This is a genomic window from Enterococcus sp. DIV1375a, assembly GCF_051712205.1.
Lineage (GTDB): Bacteria > Bacillota > Bacilli > Lactobacillales > Enterococcaceae > Enterococcus > Enterococcus faecalis.
On sequence record NZ_JBIOOM010000001.1, the window covers coordinates 994915 to 1017588 of the forward strand.

At 36.2% G+C, this 22674-nt stretch carries 23 protein-coding genes and 1 pseudogene; 12 read left to right on the top strand and 12 right to left on the bottom strand.

Going from position 1 to position 22674, the window contains the following annotated elements:
* Nucleotides 1-23: 23 nt before the first annotated feature.
* Both IGJ63_RS04935 and IGJ63_RS04940 read right to left on the bottom strand, forming a co-directional pair.
* On the bottom strand, nt 24-554 hold the full coding sequence (locus tag IGJ63_RS04935; protein WP_002384665.1) for a DUF5067 domain-containing protein: 531 nt from the start codon (nt 552-554) through the stop codon (nt 24-26).
* Nucleotides 555-824: 270 nt separating this feature from the next.
* Nucleotides 825-1538, bottom strand: coding sequence for a GntR family transcriptional regulator (locus IGJ63_RS04940; protein WP_002366529.1), 714 nt, complete (start codon nt 1536-1538; stop codon nt 825-827).
* A gap of 242 nt (nt 1539-1780) precedes the next feature.
* On the opposite strand from IGJ63_RS04940, the gene IGJ63_RS04945 reads away from it, so the two are divergent.
* From IGJ63_RS04945 to IGJ63_RS04955, 3 genes are all read left to right on the top strand, one after another.
* Nucleotides 1781-3214 (top strand): glycoside hydrolase family 1 protein, encoded by a 1434-nt coding sequence (locus IGJ63_RS04945; protein WP_002375063.1) that lies wholly within the window; start codon nt 1781-1783, stop codon nt 3212-3214.
* A 24-nt stretch (nt 3215-3238) separates the two neighbouring features.
* Nucleotides 3239-4288 carry an oxidoreductase gene (locus IGJ63_RS04950; RefSeq protein WP_101731866.1) on the top strand — a complete coding sequence of 350 codons (1050 nt, stop codon included), beginning with the start codon at nt 3239-3241 and terminating at the stop codon, nt 4286-4288.
* Between the two features lie 473 nt (nt 4289-4761).
* Complete coding sequence (locus tag IGJ63_RS04955) at nt 4762-5220, top strand: DUF441 domain-containing protein (protein WP_002357887.1); 459 nt, start codon at nt 4762-4764, stop codon at nt 5218-5220.
* 38 nt (nt 5221-5258) lie between these two features.
* On the opposite strand, the gene IGJ63_RS04960 is transcribed toward IGJ63_RS04955, so the two are convergent.
* From IGJ63_RS04960 to efbA, 3 genes are all read right to left on the bottom strand, one after another.
* Nucleotides 5259-5600 carry an iron-sulfur cluster biosynthesis family protein gene (locus IGJ63_RS04960; protein WP_002391631.1) on the bottom strand — a complete coding sequence of 114 codons (342 nt, stop codon included), beginning with the start codon at nt 5598-5600 and terminating at the stop codon, nt 5259-5261.
* 73 nt (nt 5601-5673) lie between these two features.
* The gene (locus tag IGJ63_RS04965; RefSeq protein ID WP_002382208.1) at nt 5674-5937 is read right to left on the bottom strand and encodes a hypothetical protein; all 264 of its coding nucleotides are present in this window, start codon (nt 5935-5937) and stop codon (nt 5674-5676) included.
* 155 nt (nt 5938-6092) lie between these two features.
* A complete protein-coding gene (gene efbA / locus IGJ63_RS04970) occupies nt 6093-7805 on the bottom strand; it encodes a fibronectin-binding protein EfbA (protein WP_438746030.1) in 1713 nt (570 codons plus the stop codon).
* A gap of 219 nt (nt 7806-8024) precedes the next feature.
* Here efbA and IGJ63_RS04975 point away from each other — a divergent pair, with 219 nt between their 5' ends.
* Together IGJ63_RS04975 and IGJ63_RS04980 are read left to right on the top strand one after the other, a co-directional pair.
* Nucleotides 8025-8684, top strand: coding sequence for a hypothetical protein (locus IGJ63_RS04975; RefSeq protein WP_180758939.1), 660 nt, complete (start codon nt 8025-8027; stop codon nt 8682-8684).
* A 411-nt stretch (nt 8685-9095) separates the two neighbouring features.
* Nucleotides 9096-9485: a replication initiator protein A gene (locus IGJ63_RS04980; protein WP_438746032.1), complete on the top strand. Its 390-nt coding sequence runs from the start codon at nt 9096-9098 to the stop codon at nt 9483-9485.
* 136 nt (nt 9486-9621) lie between these two features.
* On the opposite strand, the gene IGJ63_RS04985 is transcribed toward IGJ63_RS04980, so the two are convergent.
* A protein-coding gene (locus IGJ63_RS04985) for an IS3 family transposase (RefSeq protein ID WP_438745912.1) occupies nt 9622-10778 on the bottom strand; the annotation gives its coding sequence in 2 pieces (ribosomal slippage) (nt 9622-10520 and nt 10520-10778; 1158 coding nt in all).
* Between the two features lie 123 nt (nt 10779-10901).
* Here IGJ63_RS04985 and IGJ63_RS04990 point away from each other — a divergent pair.
* The 4 genes from IGJ63_RS04990 (at nt 10902) to IGJ63_RS05005 (ending at nt 14832) form a co-directional block, all read left to right on the top strand.
* Nucleotides 10902-11210, top strand: a complete 309-nt coding sequence (locus IGJ63_RS04990; RefSeq protein ID WP_438746034.1) for a hypothetical protein — start codon at nt 10902-10904, stop codon at nt 11208-11210.
* A gap of 956 nt (nt 11211-12166) precedes the next feature.
* A complete protein-coding gene (gene trpX, locus IGJ63_RS04995) occupies nt 12167-13156 on the top strand; it encodes a tryptophan ABC transporter substrate-binding protein (protein WP_101732247.1) in 990 nt (329 codons plus the stop codon).
* Between the two features lie 24 nt (nt 13157-13180).
* Entirely contained in the window at nt 13181-14068 is an 888-nt protein-coding gene (locus IGJ63_RS05000; RefSeq protein ID WP_002357879.1) for an ABC transporter permease, read from the top strand.
* Complete coding sequence (locus IGJ63_RS05005; protein ID WP_101732246.1) at nt 14065-14832, top strand: ABC transporter ATP-binding protein; 768 nt, start codon at nt 14065-14067, stop codon at nt 14830-14832. The genes IGJ63_RS05000 and IGJ63_RS05005 overlap by 4 nt, the downstream gene beginning before the upstream one ends.
* 75 nt (nt 14833-14907) lie before the next feature.
* Here the strand turns inward: IGJ63_RS05005 and IGJ63_RS05010 are convergent.
* The 3 genes and pseudogenes from IGJ63_RS05010 to IGJ63_RS05020 all read right to left on the bottom strand — a co-directional run bounded on the left by IGJ63_RS05010 (nt 14908) and on the right by IGJ63_RS05020 (nt 17632).
* A pseudogene (locus IGJ63_RS05010) lies at nt 14908-16310 on the bottom strand (IS3 family transposase).
* Nucleotides 16311-16382: 72 nt separating this feature from the next.
* Entirely contained in the window at nt 16383-16844 is a 462-nt protein-coding gene (locus IGJ63_RS05015; protein WP_002357877.1) for a threonine/serine exporter family protein, read from the bottom strand.
* 11 nt (nt 16845-16855) lie between these two features.
* Nucleotides 16856-17632 (bottom strand): threonine/serine exporter family protein, encoded by a 777-nt coding sequence (locus tag IGJ63_RS05020; RefSeq protein ID WP_002378231.1) that lies wholly within the window; start codon nt 17630-17632, stop codon nt 16856-16858.
* Nucleotides 17633-17862: 230 nt separating this feature from the next.
* On the opposite strand from IGJ63_RS05020, the gene IGJ63_RS05025 reads away from it, so the two are divergent.
* Nucleotides 17863-18069: a hypothetical protein gene (locus IGJ63_RS05025; protein ID WP_002357875.1), complete on the top strand. Its 207-nt coding sequence runs from the start codon at nt 17863-17865 to the stop codon at nt 18067-18069.
* Nucleotides 18070-18086: 17 nt separating this feature from the next.
* Here the strand turns inward: IGJ63_RS05025 and IGJ63_RS05030 are convergent, their stop codons facing one another.
* Nucleotides 18087-18866 (bottom strand): Cof-type HAD-IIB family hydrolase, encoded by a 780-nt coding sequence (locus IGJ63_RS05030; RefSeq protein WP_010816462.1) that lies wholly within the window; start codon nt 18864-18866, stop codon nt 18087-18089.
* Nucleotides 18867-19080: 214 nt separating this feature from the next.
* On the opposite strand from IGJ63_RS05030, the gene IGJ63_RS05035 reads away from it, so the two are divergent.
* Both IGJ63_RS05035 and IGJ63_RS05040 read left to right on the top strand, forming a co-directional pair.
* Nucleotides 19081-19800, top strand: a complete 720-nt coding sequence (locus tag IGJ63_RS05035) for a response regulator transcription factor (protein WP_002381953.1) — start codon at nt 19081-19083, stop codon at nt 19798-19800.
* Entirely contained in the window at nt 19800-21269 is a 1470-nt protein-coding gene (locus tag IGJ63_RS05040) for a sensor histidine kinase (RefSeq protein WP_101732062.1), read from the top strand. The genes IGJ63_RS05035 and IGJ63_RS05040 overlap by 1 nt, the downstream gene beginning before the upstream one ends.
* A gap of 37 nt (nt 21270-21306) precedes the next feature.
* On the opposite strand, the gene IGJ63_RS05045 is transcribed toward IGJ63_RS05040, so the two are convergent.
* Nucleotides 21307-21858 carry a hypothetical protein gene (locus tag IGJ63_RS05045; RefSeq protein ID WP_101732061.1) on the bottom strand — a complete coding sequence of 184 codons (552 nt, stop codon included), beginning with the start codon at nt 21856-21858 and terminating at the stop codon, nt 21307-21309.
* Between the two features lie 14 nt (nt 21859-21872).
* Nucleotides 21873-22574, bottom strand: a complete 702-nt coding sequence (locus IGJ63_RS05050; RefSeq protein WP_101732060.1) for a hypothetical protein — start codon at nt 22572-22574, stop codon at nt 21873-21875.
* Between the last annotated feature and the right edge of the window lie 100 nt (nt 22575-22674).

Consider the following 22674-nt stretch of genomic DNA (forward strand, 5'->3'; position numbering starts at 1 on the left):
AGTTTGGTCCAATGCTAGCTAAGCTAGCGGACCAAACTTTTTTCTGTAATGGTAATTTCTTCTGATGCAATGGGTTCATCCAGACTGAGAAGGCGATCTCTAAATTTAAAATGGACCGGCTTGTTCTCATTAATAAATTCATACGGGTAAGCGCCTTGGATTGTTTCACCAGGATTGATTTCATCTGCTAAACGATCTAATTTGTCTTGGAAAGGTGAATCTGTTAAGACTGCATATTGTAAATTTTGGGCTTTTCCGTGGACAGTTTGACTAACTTCCATAAAACTTTGAATCATTAGCTGAATATTTTGTGTTTTTTCGGTTGTATTGGTTAATTCAAACAGGACATAAAACATTGGTTTGCCTTGATAATCTTTTCCTTTATGCAAGGCAGTTAAGGCTAAACGCCCATCTGGAACCAACAATGTTCGATTTTCATACGTCCCAATACTTGTCGCCAACACTTCATCAGGTGCGGGCGCACTTTGACTTGCTGGGCTGCCACTTACAGTTGAACAAGCACTTAATAAGGTACTTAGAACGAGTAAGCTCATTAAAATGTAGGGTTTCCTCATATAAAGTCCTCGCTTTGGTTGATTGACTATGTAAAAAATAAATTGCTTGTATCTGTATTAAAAAGAGTGCTACAAGCAATATTTTAATCGTACTTCTAGTAAATAGCAATACTTTTATCAAAATTCATGTTTGGAAATATAATTTGAAAAATATTTTTAACTAGCAGAAAAACATTTCTAACAAAAAGTATTGGCTCAAAGTAAAGAGATCGTTTTGTTAGAAATGAGAAATGGCAACATAAAAGTTTCCTATTTTTCTGCAATTAAGACAGTTTCAAAAGTGAATTCACTAGGAATATGATTCGCAATTGAGTATTCAAAAATATGCCCGTTGCCTAGGTAAGCAATTTGTTCTGCACGCATAAGGAAATCATTATCGGTTAAGTTTAAATATTTTTTTTCCAACGCAGAAGGACGAATCCCAGAAATGCTGACCCGCGCACTTTGAATTTTTTGATGCAATTGTTCCGAAATATATTGATAAATGGAGACTTTCAATTCTTTCATTGTCAAGTTCGGAATTAGGGCAACGGGCATCCAAGTATATTCAATAATTGAGGGCACATCTTCGATAATCCGTAAACGAATAATTTTGTAGACTAACTCTTCTTCTGTAATACTTAATTTTTCAGTCACCCAAGGCTCAGGTACTTCTGTTGCAAAGCCTAAAACCACGGATTCAACTTTTCCATCATAGGTTGAGTAAGTGCCGGTTAACGGAGAAAATTTAGTAATGGTTCGATTTTGAAAGTCTTGAACAAAGCTGCCCGAGCCACGTCGTCTGACAACATAACCTTCTTGCACAAGCAAATGTAAGGCTTTTGTAATGGTTAGTTCGCTGACCTGATATTTTTCTGCAAGAAGACGACCTTGGGGTAACTTTTGATTAATGGGATAAACACCTGCTTCAATATCCTGTTTTATAGCTGCATAAATTTCTTTATAACGTGTATTTGTCCGCATCAGAGTCCTCCTTTATCACCAGTATTTCTTTCATTATACCATGAATTTAACATGTTAAAACTATATATTTATTTTTAACGTAACCATTTAATAATCAAGTACTTAAATAAAAGTAGTTGACTTATTCTTTTTAAAACTATATAGTTTTAAAAGTAAACAGAAGAACTTATTGATCTGATTGGTACTTTTTGTGAAAACCTTTTACAATAAAAGGGCAGCACAGAAAAGAGGGAGGAATGACAATGGAACATCATCAACTAAAAGCATTTCCGCAAGATTTTTTATGGGGCTCTGCTTCGGCCGCTTATCAAGTAGAAGGTGCTTGGAATGAAGACGGCAAAGGCGCATCTGTTTGGGATGAATTTGTTCGGCTACCAGGAAAAACGTTCAAAGAGACAACTGGTGATTTAGCCGTCGATCATTATCATCGTTTCAAAGAAGATGTGGCTTTAATGAAACAACAAGGTTTAAAAGCATATCGTTTCTCGATAGCATGGACACGAATTTTACCTGAAGGACGTGGTCAAGTAAATCAAGCGGGACTGAAATTTTATTCAGATTTAATTGATGAGTTATTAGCGGCAGGAATTGAACCAATGGTAACTTTATATCATTGGGATTTGCCAGCTGTTTTGCAAAAAGAATATGGTGGCTGGGAATCAAGAAAAATTATTGCTGATTTTGTGGCCTATGCGAAAATTTTATTTGACGCTTTCCGTGGCAAAGTTCGCTATTGGATTAGTTTAAACGAACAAAATGTGTTTACTTCGTTAGGTTATCAATTAGCCGTGCATCCTCCCGGCGTAACAGACAATAAACGGATGTATGAGGCCAATCATATTGCTAATTTAGCCAATGCAGCAGTGATTAATGCGTTTCATGAATTAGAAATGCCTGGCAAAATTGGCCCTAGCTTTGCTTATACGCCTGTTTATGCCGTTGATGCGCATCCTGCCAATGTTTTAGCGGCAGAAAATGCAGAAGATTTGTTGTCGCATTTTTGGTTAGATGTCTATCTTTGGGGAGAATACCCGATTGCCGCATTAAATTACTTACAGGAGCAAGGTGTGGCCCCAACAATAAAAGAGGGCGATTTAGCGTTACTACGTTCAGCCAAACCTGATTTTCTAGGTATAAATTATTATCGGACGGATACGGTTGCTGCTAATCCATTAGATGGCGTCGGAATAGGGAAGATGAATACAACGGGTGAAAAGGGTTCTGAAACGGAATCTGGGGTACCGGGTTTATTTAAAAAAGTAAATAATCCATATGTTGAACGAACGAATTGGGATTGGGCCATTGACCCGCAAGGTTTGAGAATTGCCTTACGACGATTAGCTAGTCGCTATCAAGTGCCTATTTTAATTACTGAAAATGGGTTAGGCGAATATGATACCTTAACAGAAGATAAACAAATTCACGATACGTATCGCATTGATTATTTGCGAAGCCATATCCAAGCGATTCAAGAGGCGATTACGGATGGCGTTTCAGTTATTGGTTATTGTACATGGAGTTACACCGATTTACTGTCGTGGCTTAACGGCTATCAAAAGCGTTATGGTTTTGTCTATGTGGATCAAGATGAAACACAAAAAGGTTCCTTAGAAAGAATCCCGAAGGACAGTTATTATTGGTATCAAAAAGTCATTGAAACAAATGGACTTATCTAATTATAAGAAAAGAGTGTGGAAAATATGACAGTAAAAATGGGGTTTATTGGATTTGGTAAAAGTGCCAACCGTTACCATTTACCTTACGTAATGATTCGAGAAACACTAGAAGTGAAAACGATTTTCGATTTACATGTTAATGAAAAAGCAGCAGCGCCCTTTAAAGAAAAAGGCGTAAATTTTACCACTGACCTTAATGAATTATTGACGGATCCAGAAATTGAATTGATCACAATCTGTACGCCTGCGCATACACATTATGATTTAGCCAAACAAGCCATTTTAGCTGGTAAATCAGTGATTGTGGAAAAACCATTTTGTGATACGTTAGAACATGCAGAGGAATTATTTGCTTTAGGTCAAGAAAAAGGGGTAGTAGTGATGCCTTATCAAAATCGACGTTTCGACGGCGATTACCTAGCGATAAAGCAAGTAGTAGAGCAAGGCTTTTTAGGAGAAATCAATGAAGTGGAAACACATATTGATTATTATCGACCAGGAAGTATCACGGAACAAGGACCTAAAGAAAATGGTTCGTTTTACGGACTAGGTATTCATTTAATGGATCGCATGATTGCTCTTTTCGGGCGTCCAGATCAAGTCACTTATGATATTCGTAATAATGAAGTGAGTGAGGCAGTCGATAATTATTTTGACGTTGATTTACATTATGGTTCAAAATTAAAAGTAAAAGTTAAAACGAATCATTCTGTCGCTAGTCCGTATCCACGTTTTATTGTTCATGGTAGCAATGGCTCGTTCATCAAATATGGCGAAGATCAACAAGAAAATGATTTAAAAGCCGGAATCATGCCGGATGCACCAGGCTTTGGAGAAGATTCACCAATGTATTATGGAGAAGTGACCTACCGTAATGGCAATGGCGACTGGATTAAAAAACAAATTAAAACGCCTGTAGGTGATTACGGTCGTTATTATGATGCCGTCTATGAAACGTTGAAAAATGGTGCACCGCAACTAGTAACTGAAGAGCAAGCATTAACTAACATCGAAATTTTAGAAGCAGGTTTTCTTAACCCAAGTCCAAGTGTTTATCGTTTGAAAGAAAACTAAAGCGTGTTTAAATGACTTGAAAAGCGCCTGCCCCACAGTCCAGACAACTGTGGGGCAGGCGCTTTTATTTATAAAGAGTTGTGAATTTTAATATAAGAAACGTATATTGTTAGTGAAAATAAAAAAAGGAAAGACATCTTAGTAGCACTACTTCCCCAAGAATTGCTACTAAAATGTCTTTTGTGATGCTCGCTCAATTGAAGAGCCTTAAATAGGATATCGAATATCCAGTATAAATGCAAGTAAACTACTTTATAGTTAATATTAGTATACTTCATAAAATAATTTTTCAAAGAGAAAAAGGCTTGTTATGAGAAAAAATTAATTTTTAACTCGTTTTTTCTAAGCAAGATTCGTGTGAAAAAGACAATAATTACTGAAGCTGAATGGTAATTAAAGAGGTTCTTTGCTAAAATAGGAAAGACAAGAAAGTTTGGTTAACGAAAGAACCAAATCAGAAAGGAGGACAACCAGTGGAAAGTTGGCTTTTTTTACTACTGATTGCCTTGATTGCGTTTGTTGCAAAAAATCAAAGTTTATTAATTGCGTCAGTTGTTGTGCTTGCTTTAAAGGCTTTACCAAATAGTGCGAAAATCATGTCGTGGTTGTCAGATAAAGGCATTAATTTAGGCGTCACAATTATTTCAATTACCATTTTAGTCCCGATTGCTACAGGACAAATTGGCTTAAAGGATTTAATCCAATCATTCAAAACACCGATGGGATGGCTGGGGATACTTTGTGGAATTCTGGTGGCTGTTTTATCCTCAAAAGGAGTAGGTTTAATTAATCAATCGCCAGAGATTACGGTGGCCTTAGTTTTTGGAACGATTCTTGGCGTCGTTTTTTTAAAAGGAATTGCAGCTGGTCCGATTATTGCATCGGGCATGATGTACGTAATCATTACTACCTTTCAAGCCTTTCAACACTAAAAAAGCAAACAAAACGTTTACGCGTTTTGTTTGCTTTTTTAGTGTTGATAAATGTCCACATTACTATCTAATATGCCACTTTCATTTTTTAAAGTAATGGTTCCCGCATTCGGATGAATCACTAGCTGTAAATGCCCTGTTAAAAACATTTGGTCATACGTCGAAGTATAGACGTGAAAAGAATCATTAGCAATTGTTTCGGTATAAGGCGCTTCTGCTTGATCAACAGGAACGATAATGAAACGATCGCCAATCATACAACAACCTTCTGCGGAAGAATAAGGATTAGAGCCGTCATTTGCTACCAACAAGAAGGTGTTCGTTTCAGTTAAGAAAGGGGCTAAACGTTGTTTTACTTCTTCAGAAATAGTCAGAGACATTTGCCTCACTCCTTTAAATAGTATGTAAAAGGAAGAGGGTAGCTTGTCGCTATGCCGCTCTTCAAAGGTTTTGTTATTTGCTTGTTTCTTTACTGCTTTTTTTGAAAAGAGCAACAGAAAAGGCGACAACTAAGACAACTGTTGCAGCTAAAACAAATGGATTTTTTGTTGCTGATGTGAACCCTAGGACTGTTGAACCAATCGCACCTACGTAAGATAAAATAATCGCTGCTTTCTTTGGTGTTGAAAGTTCTGTAAAGCTATCGCGGAAGGCGACACCTAAACCTAAAGCGCCAATAAAGGCAAACATCCCAAAAATAATGTGTAAAAAGACCATGAATTTCACCTCCAACAGTCAGTATAGAGAGAAATAGCTAGTTTGTAAACTAATTGAGCTTACTTGTGTTATTTATCACTTGATAAATGTTTTTGCCAATGCAAAAAAACAACGTACGATCAATCGGCAGTACGTTGTTTTTTAGTTTAATATAATTAGGAAGTAGAATCCTTATTTTGCTGGATTTTTTTGATCGATTCTTCTGTTGGCGTCACATATAACGTTCGTTGGTTTTCATAAATCACATAACCTGGTTTTGCTCCATTGGGTTTATGCACATGTTTTACTTGGACATAGTCAACAGGCACTTGTGAAGAAAGTCGATATTTTGAAAAATAAGCTGCTAGAAGTGCGGCTTCAGTAAGGGTTTCTTCGCTAGGATGTGCGTCACGAATAATTACATGAGATCCAGGAATATCTTTGGCATGGAGCCAATAATCAGTTTTTTTAGCGGTTCGTAAAGTTAATTGATCATTTTGCAAATTGTTTTTTCCAACGAGAATAGGTGTGCCATCTGTGGCATAAAAAAGATCGGGTTGGCTTTTTTTCGGCTGTTTTTGTTTTTTATTTTTTTTACTTTTTAAATAGCCTTGTTCAATCAGTTCTTCACGAATCACTTCAATGTCCATTGGTGTCGCAATTTCAAGTTGTGCCACAACTGACTCTAAATAAGAAATTTCTTGTTGTGTTTGCTGAATTTGTGTCTTAACAACTCGGACAGCATTTTTCAATTTTTGATATTTTTGAAAATATTTTTGTGCATTTTGATTAGGTGAAAGTGCAGGATTTAGCGAGATACGCAACGGTGCATTTTCTTCATAATAATTTGGTAATTCCACCTCGGTGGCTCCTTTTGGGACTTGTGCCATGAAAGTTGTTAATAGTTCTCCGTCGCGACGGTAATTTTCAGCGTTTTCTGTATCGGCTAAGGTTTGCTGTAATTTTTTAAGTTTCTTTTGATTTCTTTTTAGTTCATTTTCAATTTTGCGAATTAGTTCGCCGCCTTGTTGTTTGACACGGTCTTTCTCTGCTTTACCAGAATAAAAGGCATCTAGTAATTCACTGAGTGTCGGATACGTTGTTTGTTCACCAGCTAATGATTGATAAGGAATGGGCGTAAAATATTCCTTTTTTTCAGTGACGGTTAATGTCGGTACAACAGCTTCAGTGACTGAGGACCAAAATTCCGTCCAGATGGCCATTTTTTCATTTGGTTGTGCAAGTAAACGGGCACTTAATTCGTCTGCTGTATCTTTGCCTAGACCTTGGAAATGCTGTTGTAAATAGCGTCCGTTTAATTCAGGAGCTGTAGAAAGAAGCGCAAAGACTTCTTCTTTTGAAGCCGTGAGCGGATTAAGTCCCATTGGTTTTGGCGGTTCAATATAAGTTGCTCCAGGAAGCAACGAACGATAACTATTTTGGCTCATTCCAATGTGTTTTATCGCATCTAAGATTTTTCCAGAAGATTGGTTAACTAAAACGATTGTACTGTGACGTCCCATTAATTCAACAATCAAAACAATATTTTGTAAGTCACCTAGTTCATCTCTTTTTGAAAAGGTGAAGTGAATCACGCGATCATTTTCTATTTGTTGAATCGTTTCTAAAATGGCACCGTCCAGAAATTTTCGTAACATCATCACAAAATTAGGAGGTGTTTCTGGATTGCTATAGGTAATTGTAGATAGTTGTATGCGCGCATAACTAGGATGTGCTGATAATAATAATTTATGGTTTTTACCTTTCGCACGAATGACTAAAACGACTTCGTTTTCATAAGGTTGATGGATTTTTGAAATCCGGCCACTTACGAGTGTTTCTGTCAACTCATGAACCATGCTATGAGTAAATACGCCATCAAATGACATAATAAATCCCTCGTTTCTTTCCGACTAATAGCTTTATTATAGCGGAGTTTTTGAATTTAAGAAAGAAGCTTGTTAAAAAGGAGTTGGGTTTTCCTTAGAAAGCTGGGGAAGTTTGCTGGTTTTTTTAGTAATTAAAGCGCAAGGGTAGGCAAGAAAGAAAATGATTAGTATAATAGATAAGAACTAAAAGCGAGGAGCGATTAGAAGTTGAATAATTTTATGGAAGAACTAAAAGAGGTATTTTATGAATTAAGACAAAGAAAACTGTTAATGATTACCGCTATTGTAGCATTAGTATTAATAATTGGCTCAATCATTTTTATTCCAACGATGCAGAAAAATATTCGAGCTGCTCAAGTTGAATCGTTAGTCGCAGGACCCATCAAATCAGAGAAAGTCAGTGTCTTAGATTACAAAACAGCAGACAAGAAAATCCAAGAAACAGGAGCCATGTCAGTCATGTTTGCTAAACCGTCTGGCAAGCAATACGATCAAATGGTGAAGCTGTTTAATTCAGATAAAATGAATGAATTTCATCGATCGCTGTATATCTATCCGTTAATTTATAATGCTGGCAAAGCACAAGAGCAATACAATGTTAGCGGCGATGAGATCACGCTTGTTTTCTTTGAAAATGGCAAAGAAAAGACACGGACGGTTGTCGAAAAATCTATGGATTTAAAAACACAATTAATACCAGAATTAAATCGATTACCGATGGCTGGCGTTTTGAAAGACCAACAAAAGGCAGCCCAAGAAGCTGAAAAAGAAGCAGCAAAGAACGCTGAAACACAGACGACGACCAGCACGACTGGCGTTGCTCAATCTACTGAAACGACGACAGAAAGCACTGATACAGTACCAGAAACTGGTGAATAATAGCTAGCTATGTTAAACTTAGATTGTAGAAAGTTTTAAGGAATTAGAAAGAGGGGATTTTCGATGGCATTAGTAATTTCAATGACGATTTTAGTAAGTTTATGGCTGATTCAATCGCAAAAACAAGCAGTAAAAGTTCCCGTGAAAATTGAAAGAAACCGAAACAATTAAGTGGTAAATATGCTGAAATAAAGAAAAACGAGCCTCTCATAAGAGTGGCTCGTTTTTTAGAAGTAAAAGAAATGCAAGAAAATAAAAAGTAAGTGTCTAGTTTTTACCCAACAGTCATTTTTTTGATTAGATATTTTTAATGAATAAATTCCTTCTGAAAAATTAAATAACAACACTTTAAAAACTCTGTGTAATCGATTTTATACAGAGTTTTTTTGCGTACTTTTAGGAGGAAATCTAATGATAAAAATTAAAGCAACTGATGTAGTCACACAATTACATTTTCAAATGCCGAAATTATTTTTTATTCAATCATCGAAATATTATACGATGTCTGCACAAGCAAAATATGCGTATAGTTTACTGAATGAGTATTTAGAAGAATCCTTAATTGAAAAACGAATTGATGAGAAGAAACATGTGTATATTTCTTATACGAATCAAGAATTAGCCTCATTGCTTGATTTATCAGAAAATGAAATTGAAGAGATCAAAAATGAGCTAGAAGCGTATGGATTGTTAACGATTGAAATGGGAAGAATCTATCTCAATGAATTGATGGCTACAATGGAAGATGTTCGTAGATATCAACACCAAAATTCTTTATTAATAATACAAGATGAGGTGTAATCGATGGCAACAAAGAAATTTACCGCAACACGTAAATATAATGAGTTATACTATCAATTTCCAAAAGTATTTATTACTAGCGAAAAATATCGTGCTGGATAGATGTCAATAAAGTAGACACAAAAAGAGAAGATACTTAAAGACATTCAAAGTAAAGAGCCTCCTTTTCATTTGGTGTAAGCATATCTAATGTTCCGTGAGGACGTTTGGTGTTATAGAATCCTTCAATGTAAGCGAAACAAGCCAAACGTACTTCTTCGATTGAATGGAATGAACGGCGATTTAATTCTTCTTTTTTCATATATTTAAAAAAAGCTTCGGTAACGGCGTTATCCCACGGATAACCTGGTTTTGAAAGAGAATGGACAATCGGATGATGCTCTATAAACTTTCTAAATTCAAAAGAGGTATATTGAGACCCTTGATCTGTATGAAAAAGAACAGGATTCATTAATTTTCGAGAATGAAGTGCTTTTTCTAATGTTTGAATGGCTAGTTTTGTATCAATCGTTGATCCTACGGTCCAAGCAATTACTTTTCTAGAAAACAAATCTAAAACGACACACAAATACGCAAATGTTTTCTTACCGATGGGGATATAAGAAAAATCACTTGTCCAAACTTGATTTGGTGCAGGTGGATTGAACGCTTGGTTTAGATGATTTGGCCGTGTCAAAGAAACCTTGTTTTTCCTTTTTTTGAAAACAGGCTTTACTGTAGACATTTTTGGGAGGTCCATTGTTTTCATCAAGCGATAAACACGACCAATACTAATCGAAATGCCATAATCACGCAAAAGAATCTGGCGGATTTTTGCAGCGCCAAGACGTTTTTGAGAAGAAGTATAAATTTCTAAAATCACTTTTCTTAGGTGTTGATTTTCTTTTGTTCTTGGGGCTACTTTTCCAGAAAAGCGTTTGTAATAAGTGGAACGATTGACTTTGAGTACACGACAGAGTGTAACAATACTGTGTTCATATCGAAGAATGTGTATGGCTTTTAATCGTTCGTCAAGCGAGGCGTGAATATGGCAATCGCTTTTTTTAGGATTAAATTTTCCTCCTCGAGTTGCGCATTTCGTTTTTGTAGCTGTTTGATTTGACGGGCCGTAAGGATCGTGTCATCGTCAATTTTTACTTCGGAATATTGTTTGACCCAACGAGCAATTGAAGAAAGAGCAATGCCGTACTCCTTAGCTAAAGCATTTTGAGTTTTACCACTTTCGTGAAGTTTTACAATGGATTTTTTAAACTCTTCGTCAAATTTACGTGGTGATTTTCTGTTATTTACCATATTAAAAATTCCTTTCAAAATTTCTGTCTATTTATTTAATAGTATACCAAAAAATGTGTCCACTTTATTAGGATACATGCACACATACGAGAGTTGAGTGGAGAAAAAGAAGGAATTGGAATCATGGAAAGTTTACATCGAATCCTTACTTTCCGCATGAAGAAAAATAGTAAGTATTGGGGAGTAGGATTGGAACCGATGGCGTGGCTGTTAACAACGAAACGCAATGGTACTTTGAAAGAGATTTTCTTAGAAAAATGGAAGTCAAATTTTGAATTAGATGATCGAATCGTTTCAGAAATTGGCAATCAATATAATCACTTCTTTGAAGACGAGAAAGCAGAAGTTGGTAAAATTCCGACAGGAAGAATCAATTTTAAAAATCAGACCAATCGTATACACGAAATTTTCAAATATTTTAATGGAATATAAAAAAAGTCCCTATAGTTAATTCTATAGGGAGGCAAAATGCACTTGTTTCAATAATCTATTTTAATTTTTCGTGTCTGAAATATAGCATATTTTAGTGAGTTGCGCAACTAAATTTTTAAAATAGAGGCGTAAGTTTCTTTCGTGCGTATTTTTTTCTATAACAAAAAATATCTAGTTAGACTTGCAAAAAAACAAAAATATGTTAAATTAAAAGGGAAAAATGAATCGATAAAAAGACGTAAAAAAATTAAATAACAAAAGTTTGAATCTATTACACCAGAGTTTCTCTAATTATATTTTAATTTTTCGAAGGGAAATTTGTTTTAGGGTAAATTTCAGACACATACAATAAAAACTTTTTCTTGACGAACAAAATCAATATAGTGTAGACTACCTTTAACAACATAACTAGGAGGGAAAATACATGACACAATTATCTAACGTAAAAGAAATGCACCAATCATGGCAAAACTGGCGTAGATAGTTGTATGTATGATTCTTTCATAGATACAACTTTAGAAGACTTATTCTAAAAAGTGTATCTATGCTGGTTATATTCAAGAAGAAAAAACGACCACATAGAGGACCCATCTATGTGGTTTTTGTTTTGCATAAAAACAACGACCACTCCTAAACACTTAGGATAAGTCGTTGTTTTTTTGCTACGAATCACTACGATTGGCACGAAGTGACAGAGTAGATGATGAGTAGCACAAGGTGAACGAAGAGAACGTTGTCACAATCGTAAAAAAAGTGCTCCTGCGATTCTCACTAAAGTTGCAATCCTCGTCGCAGCTAAATCCTGACATTTGTAAAAAAGTGTTCCTAGGATTTTGACTAAGTAGAGGATTACGAATCTCAGTTTCACTTTCAACGGAAGAAACGCCCTATAGATAATGGTTTTATTATTAAAAAGAAAAAGTTGCCAAACAAAAGGGCAGTTAGGAGAATGCAAAATGAAAAATAAACGTTTAACGTTTGTCGTGTCTTTATTAGCTATTTATTTAATTGGTGCTTTTTTTGTGAATCAAAAAGTGACGAATTCAAAGAAAGAAACCGTTACTGTAGGGGTTTTGCAGTTTGTCAGTCACCCCGCATTGGACGAAATTTATAAAGGTGTCGAAGAAGGGTTAAAGGAAAATGGCTATGACAAAGGCAAAAACTTAGAAATTATTTTTCAAAATGGTCAAGCCGACCAGAGTAAGTTAGCAATCATGAGTCAACAATTAGTACAAAAAAAGGCAGACGTTTTAATTGGTATTGCCACGCCAGCTGCGCAAGCGTTAGCCAACACTACCCAAGAAATCCCAATCATTTTAGGCGCCATTACGGACCCTGTTAGTGCTGGATTGGTGAAAGACAATCAAAAGCCAGGCGGTAACATCACGGGTGTTAGTGATCAATCACCTTTGTCAGCCCAGATGGATTTACTAAAAGAATTGGTACCAGCTGCCAAAAAAATAGGTATTCTCTATGCTTCCTCAGAAGAAAACTCTCGATACCAAGTAGCTGAAGCGCAGAAAGCAGCTGAAGCCAAAGGATTGACAGTGAAAACATATGCTGTGCCATCAAGTAATGAAATTGCACAAACGGTTCAAGTAATGACTAAGGAAACAGATGTGATTTATATACCAACTGATAATACGATTGCTAACGCCATGCAAACGGTAGTCGGAGAAGCAAATCGAACCAAGACGCCGATTATTCCTTCGGTGGATACAATGGTAGAACAAGGCGGTTTAGCAACTGTTGGGATTAATCAACATGCGTTGGGGGTACAAGCCGGCAAAATGGCAGCAGAGGTTCTGTCTGGAAAAAGTCAACCAGCAACTACACCCATTTATACCTTTAATACAGGCGACGCAATTATCAATGAAAAACAAGCGCAAAAGTTAGGAATTACGATTCCCGCAGAGCTAGCAAAAAAATCGAAATTGATTAACTAATTATCAAAGAAAGTAGGAGAAGCGATGATTGTTTCAGCAATTGGACAAGGAATGTTATGGGCCTTGTTAGGACTAGGTATTTTTATGACTTATCGTATTTTAAATTTTCCAGATATGACCACAGAAGGTTCATTTCCGTTAGGAGGGGCGGTTTGTGTAACTGCCATTACAACAGGGGTTTCACCATTTGTAGCGACTCTTTTAGGGGTCGGAGCAGGAATGCTTGCCGGTTTAGTGACTGGTTTACTATTTACAAAAGGAAAAATTCCAATTATTTTAGCAGGAATTTTAGTGATGTCTGGTTTAAATTCCGTGATTTTATTTGTGATGAAATCGCCAAATAAGTCTTTATTAAACCAACCGAAGATTCAAGATGTTTTTCAAAAAATGGCCTTACCAGATTATTATGATACTATTTTTTTAGGGATTAGTGTTTTGGCTGTGGTAATGATTTTACTGTTATTTTTCTTTAATACTAGTTTAGGACAAGCCTATATTGCGACAGGTGACAATGAAGAAATGGCTCGCTCGATTGGCATTCAAACGGATCGCATGAAAATTTTAGGATTGGTTTTATCGAATGGCTTGATTGGCTTATCTGGCGCTTTGATTGCCCAAAATGATGGATATGCGGATGTAAGTAAAGGAACCGGCGTCATTGTGATTGGCTTGGCTTCACTCATTATTGGTGAAGTACTGTTTGGAGAATTAACGTTTGGTGAACGGTTGATGGCGATTGTTGTAGGGAGTATTATTTATCAACTATTGATTTTATTAGTGATTAAATTAGGCTTTGATACGACGTATTTGAAAATCTTCTCAGCAGTGATTTTAGCAATCTGTTTAATGATCCCACAATTGAAAAAAGCATTACGACTACACGGCTTTTCTGATAAGGGGGAAACGAAATGAAACCAGTTGTTGAATTAAAAAATGCGACAAAAATCATTGATAATGGGATGAATGAAAAAAAAGTGATTTTGGATCATGTGAACTTAGCCATTTATCCTGGGGACTTCATTACTGTTTTAGGTGGAAATGGCGCAGGCAAGAGTACGCTATTCAATAGTTTAGCAGGAACTTTGACACTAACAGAAGGACAATTTTTAATTGAAGGAGTCAATCGCACCAATCTTTCTGAAGTCAAACGGGCCAAATCTCTAGCGCGTGTTTTTCAAGATCCTAAAATGGGGACAGCACCAAGAATGACTGTGGCAGAAAATTTATTGCTTGCCATGAAACGCGGACAAAAACGTCCCTTAACATTACGGAAGATAAATGAGCAACGCGCCTTGGTTACAAAAATCTGTCAAGAAGTTGGCAATGGCTTGGAAAATCATCTGGATACACCGACAGGTAACCTTTCTGGCGGTCAGCGCCAAGCCTTAAGTTTATTAATGGCCACTATCACAAAACCAGAATTATTACTTTTAGATGAGCATACTGCTGCCTTAGATCCCAAAACATCCAAGCAGTTGATGCACTTAACGGAACAACGGATTGAAGAAGGGAACTTAACTTGTTTGATGATTACCCATCGAATGGAAGATGCTTTACGATATGGCAATCGTTTAATTGTTTTACAAAAAGGTAAAATTGTTCAAGATTTAAACGCTGCTGAAAAAGCACAATTAACGCTACAAGATTTGTTGCTGTTCTTTGAAGAAGTAGAATAAAAAAACAAGCTCAGAAAATGTAGCGACCCCAAAAAGTTAGACTTTTTTATAGAGTGGATTTTTCCACTCTATTTTTTATGCAGTTTTTTGATTGAATTGTCGAAATTCTACTGGGCTTTTCCAGTTAAGTTTTTCTTTGATTCGGTGATGATTGTAATAATAAATGTAGTTCTCAATTGCTTCTCTCAATTCATTTTGACTTTGATAGATTTTTCCATAGTACACTTCTTGTTTTAGGATACTGAAGAAATTCTCCATAGGAGAATTATCTAAACAGGTTCCTTTTCGAGACATACTTTGAAAGATATTATTGTCCTTTAATGTTTGTATATAGACATTCATTTGATAAGCTCAGCCTTGATCAGAGTGAAAGGTGCGCCGATAGGGACAATCATTTGTTTGAGAAATTGCTTCTTTCAGACCTTCCATAACTGTTTTACCATTTGGTTGAGTAGAAAGGCTATAGCTTAGAATTTCACTATTATACATATCCATAAATGGATCTAAGTATAGTTTTTTCTGACGAAAGATGCCTGCGTTATCTGCTTCAAAGTACTTAAATTCAGTTGTATCAGTTGTAATTTTTTGATGAGGAACAGAGGTTTTAAATCGGCGACGAATCAAATTTTTAGCGATTTTACCAACGGTTCCTTTATAGGAATTATATTTTCTGGATTTCTTAGTAAAAGCTTTGACTTGTAACTTTAACTTTTGTATTAATCGCTGGACTTTCTTTTTATTCACTTGAAATCCACGTCGTTTCAATTCTTGGGTCATCCTTCTATAGCCATAATGTTGATGTTTTTTACGAATCGCTTGAATTTCTTCTTCAATGATTTGTGTTGAAGCTGTTCTGTCGAGGCGTTTTTGCCAGTACATGTAAGTAGATTTTGGAAACCTTAGGGTTTCCAAAATATCTTTTAATCGAAAGTGTCTTCGGAGACTGTGAATGATTCGTGCGATTCGTTCATTTTTTGTTCGTCCTCTAAACGCAGTCTCCTCAATTCTTTTAAATAGGCATTCTCAATTTTTAACATTCTATTTTCTTTTTCTAGTTTCTCTACTTGAGATCGTTCACTTGGTAATGGTTGGCTTTCCTTTTGTTTCTTCTTAGGCATGGTAGGTGGACGTCCTTTCTGTTTAGAGAGTCCCTCTATACCAAGCTTCTGATACGTTCTAAGCCAATTCGCAATCAATGATGGATTGTTCATTTTTAGAAGATTAGCTACTTCTTGATAGGACAACTCTGTTGTTAAATATAACTCTATCGCATCTAGCTTAAATTGAACAGAGTAATTCTTATTTTTTTGACTGCGAAGTAGGCCTTCTTCACCAAGTTCTTTATAGGCATTTATCCATTTGCTTATTTGAGAACTATCTTTAAACCCATACTTCTTTGCGAGAAACCTTAGACCTCCTTGACCAGATAAGTAGTCATGAACAAGTTTAAGTTTAAATTCAAAACTGTATTTTGCCATACAAAAAAACCCCCAAAAGTTAGATTTCTAGGTCTAACTTTTGGGGGTCGGCTCAAAAATGAGCTTGTTTTTTTATTTTTTGACCAATCGGAAGAGTCGCTTGGGGAAAAAACGTTTGACAATTCGTTCCAGTAACGATGTCACCATAAAGCCCGCTGCGATAGCTGCAGCAGTAAAGACAACTTTTAAAATCAACTGCAACCCGTCATCAATATTTCCTAACAAAATGCTCCGAACTGCTTGATAGGCAGGGCCTCCTGGCACTAAAGGAACCAAACTCGGAATATAAAAAATAATCATCGGCATTTTTTTGTAACGGGAAAAAAAGATACTAGCGATTCCTAACCCGACCGTTCCTAAAAAGTTTGCAAAGGTTTGACTAGCATCAAAAGTTTGCGTTAAGACATAATAAATCATCCAGCCTGTCATGCCAGTAATACCACAAGCCACCAGTGCTTTACGAGGAATGTTCGTAATAATACCAAACGTCACAGTCGCTAAAAAACTAAAGAGAAGATGAAAAATTAGTTCCATTTGAACACTCCTTACATAAATAATTTAAAAATCAAGGCAATTCCCAGGCCAACAGACCCAGCAATAAAAATAGCTTCTGTCCCTCGCGCCGTCCCGCTGATGAGGTGGCCGGCTAAAATGTCGCGAAAAGAGTTCGTAATCGCCACACCTGGAACTAATGGCATCACCGCACCAATAATAATATTATCGATGTTGACCGCTAAGTGAAAATGCACAGCCAAATAGGCCAACAAACCAATGACAAAAGCGGCTGCGAATGAATCAAGGTAAGGAACTTGGAATAACTTTTGGGTAAAAAGATAACTGGCATACCCAATCACGCCAACAAAAAAAGTTGCAATAAAATCTTGCCAAGTGCCACCAAAAATGTACATTAACGTACAACTAACAATCCCAGCTGCTAACAAGCGTAACGAAATTGAAAAAGTGGGGGTATCTGTTTCTAATAGAGTTAAGCGCTGATAAAGCTCTGGTAGAGTAATCTCTTTTTGTGCAAATTCTCTTGATAATTGATTGACAAGGCTAACTTTTTCCAAATTAATCGAGCGCTGGGGGATGTTTTCTAATTGCGTATAATTACTGGAACGAAAGCCCACGAAAATCCCTGTAGCCGTCGTGTAACAAACGCTCTCTGGCTCGCCAGCATTTGCTGCAATCCGAGTAATTGTATCTTCGGTTCTATATACTTCAGATCCGCTTTCCAGCATAATTTTTCCAGCTAAAATGCATGTATCAATAATTAATTGTTTTCTTTTTTCGCTATTAACCAAAGGAATGGCTCCTTTCATTTCGAGTTTACTTTTAGTGTATCATTTTTTTAAGAACTGTACGCAATTTAAAACAGAGATAGAAAAAAAGTGTGATTTTTTACAAAAATGAAACGAATCTTAAGAATAAATGAAAACAAATAAGGAATTAGTAAAAATTATGGGTTAGTTGTAAGAATCTAGGATCTTTCCTTGCATTTTAGTAGGAAACATCCTATCCTAAACATAGAAAAACAAAGGGGTCAATAAAAATGGACAACCAATGGTTACTCTACGGAATTAGCAGTGTCGTATTAATTATTTTAATCAGAAGAACAATCCTATCAGGAAACATCGTATTAAGTTGTTTGTTGGGAGCGATTTTGCTGATTCAAGTAGTGGGAGTAGCTCTCTGTGCACAGCAGAAAAAGAAAAATGAACATACAAAAGAACTACCTTCTTCTAAAGTACATCAATAGAAGAAGGTAGTTTTCTCTTATAGTAAATCAAATTTTTTCAAGCCATTAACAATGCCATTTTCAGTATTTTTAGTTGAAATAAAGGTGGCTTTTTCTTTTAATTCTTCACGCGCATTACCCATGGCAATTCCATAATCACAGGCCTCAAACAGCGCCAAATCATTGATGCCATCACCAAAGGCATAAGTAGGAATGCCGTTTAATCCCAAGGAGTTAAAAAGATTTTTGACACCAGAGCCTTTAGAGACCCCTTTACGAACAATATCTATTGAAAAAGGACCATTGCGATAAAAGGTCAATTCAGGAAACCGCTCATAGTAATATTCATCATCATCGCCATGTTGACTTAAGACCAACATCATGTTGACGGCATCATTCTCATAACCTGTGGGATCAATTTCTGGAACAGCTGAATGAATATAGTCATAGGCTTGTTTCACTGTGCCAGTATGCCCTGTACAAAAAATACGGCGCTCATTGTAAAAAGCCAATTCATGACCACGCTGTTTGACATGTTCATGCAGTGAAACACATTCCTCTGTTGTAAATTCATCTGAATAAATCGTTTTTCCTTCATAATGAATAAATTGCCCGTTCATTACAATCGCAGAATCAATGCCACTGGCTTTCATAATTGGCTGAATCTCACACAAGGTCCGTCCTGTCGCAATTAAAGGTAAAATTTGATTGTCTTTCAAGGCCGCCACTGCTGTGGTAATCTCAGGAGTTATTTGCGAGGTTCCATCTAACAAAGTTCCATCTAAATCAAAAAAAGTAATAGCTTTCATTTTATCCATACCCTAACATCCTCTCTACGCTTGTTATTTTAACAAACTTTTCTGAAAAGACAATGGGTTCCTTTCGTTTTCTTTAAAAGAGCAGGAAAAAAAGTGATTTTTGATGGTTCTGTAAAGGATTTTTGAAGAAATATAGAATCGGTTGGTACAAATTCAATTTTAGAGTATACTACAATAGAGCAGTTTTATGAAAAGTGAATAAGGAGTGAATGAAATGAATATATTAATGATTGAAGACAATGAATCCGTCTCAGAAATGATGCAAATGTTTTTCTTAAATGAAGGGTGGGAAGCTACCTTTAAAGATGATGGCAAAGAAGGATTGGCGACTTTTCTTGCTTCGCCAGAAAAATGGGACATGATTACGTTAGACTTAAACTTACCTAGTATGGATGGGATGGCTGTTTGTCGTGAAATTCGCAAAGTTTCAGCCAATGTTCCCATTATTATGTTGACTGCTCGTGATTCTGAAAGTGACCAAGTAATTGGCCTTGAAATGGGTGCGGATGATTATGTGACAAAACCATTTAGTCCATTAACTTTGATTGCACGGATGAAAGCTCTACATCGTCGTGCCGAGGTGGCAGAGGCTGCGCATGATACGTCTGAGAATACAGATGAAACGTTTGATGTGATTACGGATCATTTTAAAATGAATACGAAAACACGAGAAACATATTTAGATAATCAATTAATTGAAGGCTTAACACCTAAAGAATTTGATTTGCTATACACTTTAGCAAAAAAACCACGCCAAGTCTTTTCACGCGAACAACTACTAGAATTGGTTTGGGACTATCAATACTTTGGCGATGAACGGACAGTTGATGCCCATATCAAAAAATTACGACAAAAAATTGAAAAAGTGGGTCCTCAAGTCATCCAAACGGTTTGGGGCGTAGGGTATAAATTCGACGATTCAGGTGTTGCTTAATGAAGTATTTGTATCAACAATTACTTGCTTTTATAGGTGTGATTGCTCTGATTATTCTCATTGTCGGAACGTCTTTCACACAATTGACCAAGCGCACAATGCAAGAAAATAACTATGAACAGCTATATGGTTATGCAGAATCGGCTTTAGAAACACGTGACTTTTTTATTAATGTCGCAGGCGTTTCGGATCGAGATGTTTTATCCTATTCATTTCAGTTGGCTGAGCGCGTACTCCAGAAGCAAGATGTGCAATTTGTGTTTATTAACAAGGACCGCGAAGTGCAGTACCCACCAGTTGATAGCACAAAAAAATTAGACTTTTCCTTAATCGATAAAAATTGGGATCAAATCATGAAAGGCAATCGTGTTTATGCAACAGAAAACATTGATATTTATGGGGCCCGAAATACTTCGTCCTATGTAATGTTACCGGTGTATGCATCAAATCAGTCTTCTGATAAAAAAGTGATTATTGGTTCACTCGTTATTACACAACCTGCCAAAAACGTTGACCGAAGTGTTCAGTCCGTGACACAAAACTTGATTAAAGGCTTTATTTTTTCTGGTGTGATTGCCTTGTTACTAAGCTATCTATTTGCGACTTTCCAAGTGAAACGAATTAATCGGATGCGTAAAGCCACCAAAGAAATTACTAGTGGAAATTTTGATATTCAATTACCGGTTCATGACAAAGATGAATTTGATGACCTAGCAGAAGATTTTAATAAAATGGCCGCGTCTTTAAAAGAATCACAAGAAGAAATCAATCGGCAAGAAGAGCGCCGTCGTCAATTTATGGCGGATGCTTCTCATGAAATGCGGACGCCTTTAACAACTATTAATGGCTTGTTAGAGGGATTGCAGTATAATGCTATTCCTGAAAATCAAAAAGAGAATGCGATTAAACTGATGCAAAATGAGACCGCTCGCTTGATTCGCTTAGTCAATGAAAATCTTGATTATGAAAAAATTCGGACCAACCAGATTCAAATTGTTGTGAAGAAGTTCAACGGAACAGAAGCTTTAGAAAATATTGTGACTCAACTAACGGCCAAAGCTGAAGCCGCCGGTAATCAATTGTATTTAGACACCACCGAACCAATTGATGTGTATGCCGATTATGATCGTTTCGTGCAAGTTGTTGTCAATATTGTTCAAAATGCCATCCAATTTACTGAAAATGGCGAAATTCATATTGCTTTAGAAAAAGGCTATTTAGAAACCATTGTCCGTATTTCTGATACAGGAATTGGCATGACGGAAGAACAAATTCTGAATATCTGGGATCGTTATTACAAAGTAGATCCATCCCGTAAAAATACGAAATATGGAGAATCAGGATTAGGCTTACCAATCGTTCAACAATTGGTCCGCTTGCATAAAGGAAAAATCAATGTTGAGAGTGAACTTGGTAAAGGCACCACGTTTATTATTTCATTTCCTGATGTTGAAATCACTGAAAACTAAAGAAAACGTCTGGTCACAATCAGTGCCAGACGTTTTTTTAGTTTAATAACGCATGTAGAGACAGGGGGTGCACATAGGGACTATCAATAATTTGTGGATCCTTTGTCAGAAATAGCAAGCGCTTGTTTCTTTTTTGAACTGCTATTTTTAATTGAGGTAAAATTTCTTGACGTTGTCCAATCGTTAATAAAGAAAAGATGTCATCAATCACTAACGTACTTGTTTTTGAAATCAAAAGTTGTATTATGCGCATTTTAATTTTTTCAAAAGTCGTAAAAGAAGTAAAGGAACGACCAAGTAAGGCAGGTTCTAATTGGAACACCTGGAAAGCTTCGGCTAGAACTACTTTTCGATCCCGTTCTTTGATCGTACTAGCGATAAATAAATTTTCTTCTAATGGCAAGTAGGGCAGAAAGGTTTCACTAGAAGAAAGCCTAGTAATGGTTAATTGGTTTGTTTGGAAAAAATCGGCCAATGCGAGTTCTTGTTCTGGAGCAGAATAAATGATTCCATAAACTTCTCGCAAAGCTAACGCGTCGAATGAGGATTTTTTTTCGGTTGTTTTTTTGAATGATGGTGTGACATTCATAGAAAATCCCTCCCTTATTTCTGATGTGTACGTAAATAAATCAACGTGAAAGGAGTCCCGCAAACAAGAGGAATGCCAAGCAAGATTAAGCAGTTAACAAAGCAATTACGGATTGTATAGAGCGACTGCATACTTTTAAAATCAAAAGAAAACGCTTGGATCGTTTGAATCCCTAAATGCTGGATATTTGTAATCGTGACATCCTGGTCGGTACTTTTAGCTAAAAATGCTGGAGTTTCCAAATGAGACCACTGTAAAATAGCATCACGGGCAGCCCAAAGAACAGTATTATACGTTTCTTGAAACATTAAAGTGAAAAGTAAAAAACTGAAAATTCCTAATAGAGCCGGTAAACACAACTCTAGTAAGAGCTGTTTGGTGACATACATATTTGAAAAGTGCATGTGATACCATGTATGTATTTCTTCCTTTTTTATGCGTAATGTCACATACATCAACAGAAGAAAAGTAACACCAAAGAAAATGACACTACCTAGATAGAGGTGCCAATAGTATTGAATCAGTTGGTAATGGTAACTAGTTTGTTTTTCAATATCGACAAATTCTGGCATCGTTCGTAAAAACTCTTTTTCAAAATCAATTAAGTTAAACAGCCCAGTCAATAAGAAAGAGAACAGGAAGAAGAAGAGTGCAGTGGTTAATGTGATTTTTTTATGATAAAAACTACTAGCTGTAGCGTAACGGACACTTCTCATCAACTTTCACCTCTCTAAACTACCTTTAGTATAGTGAAATAATATGAATTAATTATGAAAAAGTAGCAAAAAAGCTTGAGCAAATTGCTCAAGCTTTTTG

Coding starts and splice junctions, on each gene's coding strand:
- IGJ63_RS04935 (WP_002384665.1), bottom strand. CDS start 554: ATGAGCTTACTCGTTCTAAGTACCTTATTAAGTGCTTGTTCAACTGTA.
- IGJ63_RS04940 (WP_002366529.1), bottom strand. CDS start 1,538: ATGCGGACAAATACACGTTATAAAGAAATTTATGCAGCTATAAAACAG.
- IGJ63_RS04945 (WP_002375063.1), top strand. CDS start 1,781: ATGGAACATCATCAACTAAAAGCATTTCCGCAAGATTTTTTATGGGGC.
- IGJ63_RS04950 (WP_101731866.1), top strand. CDS start 3,239: ATGACAGTAAAAATGGGGTTTATTGGATTTGGTAAAAGTGCCAACCGT.
- IGJ63_RS04960 (WP_002391631.1), bottom strand. CDS start 5,600: ATGTCTCTGACTATTTCTGAAGAAGTAAAACAACGTTTAGCCCCTTTC.
- IGJ63_RS04965 (WP_002382208.1), bottom strand. CDS start 5,937: ATGGTCTTTTTACACATTATTTTTGGGATGTTTGCCTTTATTGGCGCT.
- efbA (WP_438746030.1), bottom strand. CDS start 7,805: ATGTCATTTGATGGCGTATTTACTCATAGCATGGTTCATGAGTTGACA.
- IGJ63_RS04975 (WP_180758939.1), top strand. CDS start 8,025: ATGGAAGAACTAAAAGAGGTATTTTATGAATTAAGACAAAGAAAACTG.
- IGJ63_RS04980 (WP_438746032.1), top strand. CDS start 9,096: ATGATAAAAATTAAAGCAACTGATGTAGTCACACAATTACATTTTCAA.
- IGJ63_RS04990 (WP_438746034.1), top strand. CDS start 10,902: ATGGAAAGTTTACATCGAATCCTTACTTTCCGCATGAAGAAAAATAGT.
- trpX (WP_101732247.1), top strand. CDS start 12,167: ATGAAAAATAAACGTTTAACGTTTGTCGTGTCTTTATTAGCTATTTAT.
- IGJ63_RS05000 (WP_002357879.1), top strand. CDS start 13,181: ATGATTGTTTCAGCAATTGGACAAGGAATGTTATGGGCCTTGTTAGGA.
- IGJ63_RS05005 (WP_101732246.1), top strand. CDS start 14,065: ATGAAACCAGTTGTTGAATTAAAAAATGCGACAAAAATCATTGATAAT.
- IGJ63_RS05015 (WP_002357877.1), bottom strand. CDS start 16,844: ATGGAACTAATTTTTCATCTTCTCTTTAGTTTTTTAGCGACTGTGACG.
- IGJ63_RS05020 (WP_002378231.1), bottom strand. CDS start 17,632: ATGAAAGGAGCCATTCCTTTGGTTAATAGCGAAAAAAGAAAACAATTA.
- IGJ63_RS05025 (WP_002357875.1), top strand. CDS start 17,863: ATGGACAACCAATGGTTACTCTACGGAATTAGCAGTGTCGTATTAATT.
- IGJ63_RS05030 (WP_010816462.1), bottom strand. CDS start 18,866: ATGGATAAAATGAAAGCTATTACTTTTTTTGATTTAGATGGAACTTTG.
- IGJ63_RS05035 (WP_002381953.1), top strand. CDS start 19,081: ATGAATATATTAATGATTGAAGACAATGAATCCGTCTCAGAAATGATG.
- IGJ63_RS05040 (WP_101732062.1), top strand. CDS start 19,800: ATGAAGTATTTGTATCAACAATTACTTGCTTTTATAGGTGTGATTGCT.
- IGJ63_RS05045 (WP_101732061.1), bottom strand. CDS start 21,858: ATGAATGTCACACCATCATTCAAAAAAACAACCGAAAAAAAATCCTCA.
- IGJ63_RS05050 (WP_101732060.1), bottom strand. CDS start 22,574: ATGAGAAGTGTCCGTTACGCTACAGCTAGTAGTTTTTATCATAAAAAA.